The sequence below is a fragment of the Comamonas aquatica NBRC 14918 genome, from assembly GCF_000739875.1.
Lineage (GTDB): Bacteria > Pseudomonadota > Gammaproteobacteria > Burkholderiales > Burkholderiaceae_C > Comamonas > Comamonas aquatica.
In genome coordinates, this window is record NZ_BBJR01000092.1 from 1 (window position 1) to 8,763 (window position 8,763).

Annotated in this window: 6 protein-coding genes and 1 pseudogene; 6 read left to right on the forward strand and 1 reads right to left on the reverse strand. The window is 61.8% G+C overall.

The window, feature by feature from the left end:
* Window positions 1-139: 139 nt before the first annotated feature.
* From CA2_RS16890 to CA2_RS16905, 5 genes and pseudogenes are all read left to right on the forward strand, one after another.
* Complete coding sequence (locus CA2_RS16890) at window positions 140-1,069, forward strand: LysR family transcriptional regulator (protein ID WP_042420254.1); 930 nt, start codon at window positions 140-142, stop codon at window positions 1,067-1,069.
* A gap of 349 nt (window positions 1,070-1,418) precedes the next feature.
* Window positions 1,419-1,580 (forward strand): hypothetical protein, encoded by a 162-nt coding sequence (locus tag CA2_RS18180; protein ID WP_156106170.1) that lies wholly within the window; start codon window positions 1,419-1,421, stop codon window positions 1,578-1,580.
* A 39-nt stretch (window positions 1,581-1,619) separates the two neighbouring features.
* Complete coding sequence (locus CA2_RS16895) at window positions 1,620-2,609, forward strand: LLM class oxidoreductase (RefSeq protein WP_042420256.1); 990 nt, start codon at window positions 1,620-1,622, stop codon at window positions 2,607-2,609.
* Window positions 2,610-3,291: 682 nt separating this feature from the next.
* Complete coding sequence (locus tag CA2_RS16900) at window positions 3,292-4,605, forward strand: replication-associated recombination protein A (RefSeq protein ID WP_042420260.1); 1,314 nt, start codon at window positions 3,292-3,294, stop codon at window positions 4,603-4,605.
* A gap of 43 nt (window positions 4,606-4,648) precedes the next feature.
* A pseudogene (locus CA2_RS16905) lies at window positions 4,649-7,312 on the forward strand (excinuclease ABC subunit UvrA).
* A 252-nt stretch (window positions 7,313-7,564) separates the two neighbouring features.
* Here CA2_RS16905 and CA2_RS16910 read toward each other — a convergent pair.
* Window positions 7,565-7,867, reverse strand: a complete 303-nt coding sequence (locus tag CA2_RS16910; RefSeq protein ID WP_007182542.1) for a putative quinol monooxygenase — start codon at window positions 7,865-7,867, stop codon at window positions 7,565-7,567.
* Window positions 7,868-7,933: 66 nt separating this feature from the next.
* Here CA2_RS16910 and CA2_RS16915 point away from each other — a divergent pair.
* The coding region (locus CA2_RS16915; protein WP_042420267.1) for a DJ-1/PfpI family protein at window positions 7,934-8,763 on the forward strand (830 nt) is incomplete at its 3' end.

Genomic DNA, 8,763 nt, shown 5'->3' on the forward strand with positions numbered 1-8,763 from the left:
GTCGAATGACTGCTGTCAGGGCGCACACTGAACTCACGCTGTCGGCTAGACAGCGGGCATTCAGGAACAAAGTGCACCGAGATCAAAGCATTTGCCAAAATGCCCAACAGTTCTTTGCTTCAGCCGCTCGCACACACTGATGGAACCCACCCGCCTCACAGACATCACGGCCTTTGTCCTTGCCGTACGCACCGGCAGCTTCACAGCAGCAGCCGATTTGCTGGGATCGACGCGTTCAGCCGTCAGCAAGAGCGTGGCTCGCCTGGAGTCGCGGCACGACGTACGCCTGCTCAACCGCTCGACACGCACGCTCAGCCTGACCGATGAAGGCTCCATCGCATTTGAGCGCTGGCAACAGATTCTGGATGATCTGGAGGAAGTGGACGCCACCATGTCGCAGCGCAGAGGCCACCCCACCGGGCTGCTCAAACTGACTGCCCCCTTCTCGTTCGGCCAGCGCTACATCCTGCCGGTCCTAGACGACTACCTTCGGCAATGGCCCGAGGTCCGGGCCCATGTGTCCTTCACCGACCGGTTTGTGGACCTGATTGAAGAAGGTTTTGACGTGGCTGTGCGCATCGGCGAGCCCAATGAGAACTCCTTGCTCATGGGGCGCACCATCGCCTGGCAGCAATTCGTGACCTGCGCTGCGCCGGCCTATCTGGAGCGCAAAGGCACGCCGCGAACGCCGCACGAAATAGCGGCCCACGACACTATCGTGTTTCTTTCTTCCGATAAGCCTCGCCCATGGGATTTTCAGGAAGCAGGGGCAGCCATGCAGGTGGCTCACCCGGGCCGCTTGAACCTCGACAGCTCGGAGGCAATGCGCGCTGCGGCCCTTGCAGGGTTTGGCCTGGTGAACCTGCCCACCTACATTTTGGGCGAAGATTTGCACCAAGGCCGTTTGGTAGAGGTGCTACAGGACTGGCGGCCAGCACCAGATGCCATCCGGCTGGTGTATCCCACCCGCCGTCACCTCTCCCCAAGGGTCCGCACGTTCATTGACCTGTTGGTCGAAAGCTGGGGCAAACACGCGCCCTGGGAAGCCCGCGCACAAACCCACACCTGAAACCGACATCAATTGGTTCCAAATGGGAACTAAGCATGTTCTTGATAGCTACTTTTTCTATTTATTGGAATCAATAACACTTCGTCATCGCGGTGCCGAGTACCGCATTGATGAAGGATTCCCAGTGGAACAGGTATTCACTCCCTTCGATCTGAAGGGGCTGGAGCTCAAGAATCGGGTCGTGATGGCGCCCATGGCCTTTGGCCATCGCTTCGGACCATACCGTGTATGGCGGCGGTTCGGCCGGCTACACCGACTACCCTTTTTACCAACCAGCCCCGGCGGCCGAGTCGTCCAGCGCCTGCGCGCTGGCCTGAGAAAGCGATCACCCGGCAGCAGCCATGCACGCATGGTGCTCGGCCGACTGATCCCGGGACGCATGCGCATGGAAGACGGTCGCCGTCTGTATGGCGCGCACTACCAGCTCAAGCTCGTGCAAACCGATGGCGACTGGCGCCTGCACGACATGGATTACCACGAAGGCTGGGTGTCAGACGCTCCCTCGCTTTGAACCAGCAAGGTCTACCTCCCAACATATTGAAAGATTGCAATGACTGCAGGTATCAACAACGCTCTGGCCAACCACCCTGGCTTCAACCGTGTTTTCGGCAAAGGCCGCCTAACCATGGGCTTCATCCTGCCCGTGGAAGGCTATCCAAACGCAGCAACGCCCACGCTGGCCGATCACCTCGCAATGACACGACTGGCCGAGGAGCTGGGTTTTGCTGCACTGTGGGCCCGTGATGTTCCCTTGTTAGACCCCCATTTTGGGGATGCAGGCCAGATGCTCGACCCCTATGTGTACCTCGGCTACCTGGCAGGACAGACACAGAAGATTGCTCTGGGCACTGCAAGCACGGTGCTCACGCTGCGCCATCCCATCCACACCGCCAAAGAAGCTGCATCGGTGGACTTCCTATCCAACGGGCGGGTGGTGCTGGGTGTTGCGTCGGGCGACCGCCCCGTGGAGTATCCGGCGTTCGGCCTGGAACATGAGTTCGAATCCCGCGGTGAGCGCTTTCGCGAAGCTTTCTCCACCATCCGCGCCGTCACAGAGGGCAGCTTCCCTGAACACATCAGCAACCGGTTTGGCCGCATGAGCGGGCATGTGGACATGCTGCCAAAACCTGTCCACGGCCGGCTGCCCATGCTGGTCACTGGTCGCAGTCGCCAAGAACTCTCTTGGATCGCGGAAAACGCCGACGGCTGGCTGTTCTACAACGTGCGCCTCGAACACCTTGGGGACCTGCTCAAGGAATGGAATGGTGCTGTACAGCAGGCAGCCGGACCCGATGCGTTCAAGCCCTATGCTCAAGGCTTCTTCTTTGACTTGGCAGCTAATCCCAACGAGCCGCTGATGAGCATGGGTCCCATGCTGCGTGGTGGACGGAACTCCTACATTGCATTCCTGCGCCACGCTCAGGCTCTCGGTGTCAATCACGTTGCCATGAACCTCAAGGCCAGCCGCAGGCCCGCGCGCGAAGTGCTGTACGAGCTGGCCGAACATGTGCTGCCGCTTTTTCCAAGTCTGAGCATCTGAGTGACTGCTTAGGGTCGACAGTTCTATTTCGACGCCTATGAAAGCAGTCACTCGGCCTAAGCCTGCTTTCAATGACGGCTTTGAAAGGTAGAGCGGACCTGCAATGACGAACCAGTGCAATGACGGCTTTCGTTGACAGCAGTCATTGCCCGTTTTGAGCTGAAAGACAGCAACCAGCCTAATGCAGCCATCTGGAAATACCACACTGCATTCGATAATCAACATGGCCGCTCCTGTGCAGAGGCTTGCCATGTTGCCAGAACTGCCTTCAGCACCTCTCGGCCATGTAGCAAGGGGCGCTTATTTTTAAGAAGCCAATCGTCCGGGACCCGACAGATATCTTCTGCTTGAAAAGCTACAGCATTGGCAACCATTCTTGATGGCTGTCGCTGGGAGCAGCTTTATCTATGTGGCTCTCTCAGACGTAATACCCCGGATGCAGCAACGCCGAACGGCGAAGGACGCCATGATACAAGTGGCTTGGCTTCTGCTTGGGATCGCGATAGTTGCCGTAGTGAACTCGCTGTCTCATGGCAATAGCGCCTTGTGAACCAAGGGGTAATCCAGCGCAGTCGCTGACTGGTTCCAGTCAACTCAAATGTTGGGATTGAAGAAATACGTGTGCTTACACAAGAACCTGCGTCATCGGAATCACTTTTTTTGAAATGCCTGGGAGACGAACTTGACCGATCTATTCACGACAAAGCCCAAGCCTCCCTTGGCCGAACTACTGCGTCCCAAGAGGCTGGATGAATTCGTCGGGCAAAGGCACTTGCTTGGCCACGGCAAGCCGCTGCGCCTCGCATTCGAGTCGGGCAAGCTGCACTCGTTCATCCTCTGGGGGCCACCGGGCGTGGGCAAGACCACCCTGGGCCGTCTAGCCGCCAGCGTGACCGACAGCCGCTTCATCGCCATCTCCGCCGTGCTGGCCGGGGTAAAGGCCATTCGGCAAGCCATCGACGAAGCCCAGGCTGAACTGGATAACCACGGTCGTTCTACAGTCCTTTTCGTCGATGAAATCCATCGCTTCAACAAGGCGCAACAGGATGCGTTGTTGCCCCATGTCGAGTCGGGTCTGCTTACCCTGGTGGGAGGGACTACGGAGCATCCGGGGTTGGCTGTCAATTCCGCCCTTCTCTCTCGTGCTCAGGTCTACACACTGGAGCCGCTGTCTGGCGAAGAGATGCAGCAGCTCTATGCACGCGCGCTGCCGCATCTGCAGGGCATTACGTTGGAGGCGGACGCGCTGGACTTGCTCAAGGGCTTCGCCGATGGCGATGGCAGGCGCTTCCTCAATCTGCTTGAGCAGGTGACAAATGCGGCGGCGGGCGCCGGCAAACCGCTGGTCGATGGCGAGTTCACCAGGTTGTCCACCAGTCCGTCGCTGCGCCGCTTCGATAAGGGCGGCGACGAGTTCTACTGGCAGCTCTCGGCATTCCACAAATCGCTGCGGGGTTCCGACCCCGATGCGGCCCTGTATTGGCTGGCCCGCATCCTCGATGGCAGCGGTGATGTGAGTCAGGTGACCCGTCGCATGGTGGTGATGGCCAGCGAAGACATCGGCAATGCAGACCCGCAGGCGCTCCAATTGGCACTCAATGCCGCGTTGGCCTACGACAGGCTGGGCTCGCCCGAAGGCGAGATACCTCTGGCCCAGGCGGTGACTTACCTCGCTCTGGCCCCCAAGTCGAATGCCGCATATGCCGCGTGGGACCAGGCCAAGGCGTTCGTCAAGTGCAGCGGCTCCCAGCCTGTACCACTCCATCTTCGCAATGCGTCGACGAAGCTGATGAAGCAGATGGGATATCGCGAAGGCTACCGCTACGCCCATGATGAGCCAAATGGCTATGCCGCTGGGCAAACCTATTTTCCTGAGGGCTTGGCGCGGCCGGGTTGGTATCAACCAACCGACAGAGGCGTTGAGCGCAAGCTGGGTGAACGGCTCACTTGGCTACGTTCGCTCGACGATGAGATGCCGCCAGAGGCGGATTCTTGACCGATCGCCCCCGAAATCGGCTCATGAACTACAGGATAAGAACATGCCCAACCCTTCTTTCGGTGAATCCTCTTGTACTGCTGCCGCCAGCGGCCTCGTGCAGGTGCGTGGCGCGCGCGAGAACAACCTAAAGGAGGTGGACGTCTCCATCCCGCGTAACGCGCTTGTGGTGTTCTCGGGTGTCTCCGGCTCCGGGAAGCCCTCGCTGGCCTTTGGCACCATCTATGCGGAGGCCCAGCGGCGCTACTTCGAGTCGGTGGCCCCCTATGCGCGGCGACTGATCGACCAGGCCGGCGTGCCGGACGTCGATGCGATCGACGGACTGCCGCCGGCGGTGTCGCTGCAGCAGTAGCGGGGCTCCAGCAACGCGCGTTCCTCTGTGGGCAGTGTGACCACCTTGTCCAGCCTGGTGCGGATGATGTATTCGCGCGCCGGCGCCTACCCAGCCAGCCAGCCCATGCTGTACGCCGAGGATTTTTCGCCCAACACGCCGCAGGGAGCGTGCCCGACCTGCAACGGCCTGGGCCATGTGTACGAGGTGACCGAGGCCATCATGGTGCCCGATCCCTCCCTGAGCATCCGCGAGCGGGCGATCGCCTCCTGGCCCCCCGCCTGGCAAGGCCAGAACCTGCGCGACATCCTGGTCAGCATGGGCTACGACGTTGACCGACCGTGGAAGGACCTGCCGAAGAAGGATCGCGACTGGATTTTGTTCACCGAGGAAACACCGACGGTGCCGGTGTACGCCGGCTTCACGCCTGCCGAGACCCGCGCCGCGCTCAAGCGCAAGATGGAGCCGAGCTACATGGGCACCTTCACCGGCGCCCGACGGTATGTGCTGCACACCTTTGCCAACACCCAAAGCGCGCTTATGAGAAAGCGCGTGTCCCGGTTCATGGAGGGCAAACCGTGCCCCACCTGCCACGGCAAGCGGCTCAAGCCCGAGGCGCTGTCGGTCACCTTCGCCGGCGTGGACATCGGCGCGTTCATGCAGATGCCGCTGGACCAGTTGGCGGCCTTGCTCGAACCCTTCGCCCAGGGCGATTTTCGCGCCCATGCAGCGGGGGCGGCTACGGACAAGGAAGCGACCCAACGTGACCGTGCCGAACGCGCTGAACGCGCGGCCTCCGGTCGCGCCGTCCATGCGGTATCGCCCGACGTGCGCCGCACCTCGGCGCTATCGGAAGAAAAGCGCCTCGCCGCGCAGCGCCTGGCCGGTGGCGTGATGGCACGCCTGCGCCAACTGCGTGGGCTGGGCCTGGGCTACCTGACGCTGGACCGGGCCACGCCGACGCTTTCGGCCGGTGAGTTGCAGCGCCTGCTGCTGGCCACGCAATTGAGTTCCCTGCTGTTCGGTGTCGTGTACGTGCTCGACGAGCCCTCCGCGGGCCTGCACCCCTCCGATAGCCAGGCCCTGTACGACGCACTCGACCGGCTGCGCGACGCCGGCAACTCGGTGTTCGTTGTGGAGCACGACTTGGACCTGATGCGCCGCGCTCAATGGCTCGTGGATGTCGGGCCGGATGCTGGGGAGCGTGGCGGCCGCGTGCTCTACAGCGGCGAGCCGGATGGCCTGCGCAAGATTGCCGAATCGCGCACCGCCCGATATCTGTTCGATGAGATCCCCGCGCCGGGAAGCCGGGCACGCGAAGCGACCGGCTGGCTGGAGCTGCAGGACATTCACCGCCACAACCTGCATGGCGTGAATGCGCGCATTCCGCTGGGCGTGCTGACGGCCGTCACCGGCATCTCCGGCTCGGGCAAGTCCAGCCTCGTCGCGCAGGCCCTGCCGGAGCTGGTGCTGCTGCACCTGGGCCACGAGCCGGAAGACGATGTAGCCTAAAGCGCCACCAGCGAAGGGCCGGCAGTGATCGAAGCGACCGGCGGCCATCTGGCGGGCGACGTGGACGCCGTACAGCGTCTGGTGCAGGTGGACCAGAAACCGATCGGGCGCACGCCGCGGTCGAACCTGGCCACCTACACGGGCCTGTTCGACCATGTGCGCAAGCTGTTCGCCGCCACACCCGATGCGCGACGTCGCCGCTATGACGCCGGGCGGTTCTCGTTCAACGTCGCCAAGGGGCGCTGCGAGACCTGCGAGGGCGAGGGCTTCGTCAGCGTGGAACTGCTGTTCATGCCAAGCGTGTACGCGCCGTGCCCGACGTGCCATGGCGCACGCTACAACGAGGCCACGCTGAAGGTGCAATGGAACGGGCGCAACATCGCCGAGGTGCTGCAGATGACCGTGGACGAAGCCAGCGAATTCTTCGCGGGTGAAGACGCTGTGGCAAGGCCACTGCAACTGCTGCGCGATATCGGACTGGGCTACCTGCGCCTGGGGCAACCGGCCACCGAGCTTTCCGGTGGCGAGGCGCAGCGTATCAAGCTGGCGACCGAGCTTCAGCGCAGCCAGCGCGGCCGAAGCCTGTACGTGCTCGACGAGCCGACTACCGGGCTGCATGCGTCGGACGCCGACCGGCTGCTGGTGCAGTTGCAGCGCCTGGTCGATGCCGGCAATACAGTGGTGATGATCGAGCATGACATGCGTGCGGTGGCCCAGGCCGACTGGGTGATTGATGTGGGGCCGGGCGCAGGCGATGCCGGCGGCCGCATCGTGATAGCCGGTTCTCCGGGACAGGTGGCCCGAACGACCAACAGCCGGACTGCACCGTTTCTTGCGCAGGAATTAGCGCGGGCCCGGACGTGAGGCAGGGTTTTGTCTATCTGATTAGGGTCAGTCCACTGAACCCGCAGTACCTCACCAAGAAGCAGACGGTGTTTCAGAAGATCGCTGCGTTTGTGGAGAAGTTCAAGGGGGTGGGTGGGCAGGTTTGAATCTGCCCTTTTCTCGCCGGAAAATCCATAGACTGCAAGAATGACAGCAAGGAGGTGGGGATCGCACGTAGGGCTGTGTGACCCCCATCCTGTAGCGTGACCTGATTGGGTCAAGGCCGAGTTGTCATGCAGGCAGTTTGGCTGCAAGCAGTTCGACCTTCTCGATATTGGGCGGAGAACTGAGCAAGGTCGCTGCGTTGGCCATCAAGGCCGCGGCGATCTGGCCGTTCAGATGTGCCTGGCGACCTGCCTCATCGGCAAAGGCATCGAACACACCAAACGTCGAAGGGCCAAACTTCAATGCGAACCAGGCCGTGGTGCCGGACTCGGCATTGGCGAGCGGCAGTGCGCTGGCCAGGAAGTCGGCAAGCGCAGCCTCCTGGCCGGGTTTAGCTTCGAGGCGAACAAACAGAGCGAGCTTGGTCATGCTGTATTCCTTTGGGTAAATGGAAAAGTGGGTGAAGGGATCGAAGAGACTGCAGTCTAAGTCTTCATGACAGACCTCTCTATAGGCAATAATGACAACATTGATATCAATATTGCCATGAAACTCCACCTCCTTGTTTGTGATGGCGTGTTTGATCTGGGGCTTGCGGCGCTCACTGACACAGTGGGCTTAGCCAATGCGATGGCGGGCTCGCTGCCACAGGCTCCCGCGCACATAGAGCTCACGCTGGTGGGCGTGCGGCGTCGCATCCGAACTGCGCAAGGCTTGACGGTCCCCGTGGTCACTGCGCATGGTGTGCCCGAACCAGACGTAGTGCTCGTGCCAGCGTTTGGCGACAAGATGCCTGACACGCTCTCGGCTCGGCTCACACGCCCCGATGTGCCCGATGCGGTCGCCGCGCTTCAGCAGTGGTCCACCGCTGGCGCGCACCTTGGTGCCGCTTGCTCCGGTAGTTTCTTGCTTGCAGAGAGTGGCCTGCTTGATGGGCATCGTGCGACGACGTCATGGTGGCTGGGGCCGATGTTTCGGCAGCGCTATCCGAACGTCGCGCTGGACGAGTCACGCATGATCGTGAACTCGACACGCTTCACCACCGCGGGTGCCGCTTTGGCCCACGTCGACTTGGCCTTGCGCATCATCCGAGGGCGCAGTCCGGCGCTGGCGGCCCTGGTGGCACGCTATCTGCTGGTCGAGACACGCAGTTCGCAAGCCGAGTTCGTGATTCCCGACCACCTTGCGCATGCCGACCCGATGGTAGAGCGCTTCGAGTGCTGGGCCAGACGTCGGCTCGCGCAGGGGTTCTCGCTGGCCGAGGCGGCCAGCGCAGTGGGCACAAGCGAGCGCACCTTGGCGCGGCGGCTGCAAAGCGTTTTGGG

Bases quoted from the DNA above. Each gene is read 5' to 3' on its own strand.
- CA2_RS16895 (WP_042420256.1), top strand. From the start codon at position 1,620: ATGACTGCAGGTATCAACAACGCTCTGGCCAACCACCCTGGCTTCAAC.
- CA2_RS18180 (WP_156106170.1), top strand. From the start codon at position 1,419: ATGGTGCTCGGCCGACTGATCCCGGGACGCATGCGCATGGAAGACGGT.
- CA2_RS16910 (WP_007182542.1), bottom strand. From the start codon at position 7,867: ATGACCAAGCTCGCTCTGTTTGTTCGCCTCGAAGCTAAACCCGGCCAG.
- CA2_RS16890 (WP_042420254.1), top strand. From the start codon at position 140: ATGGAACCCACCCGCCTCACAGACATCACGGCCTTTGTCCTTGCCGTA.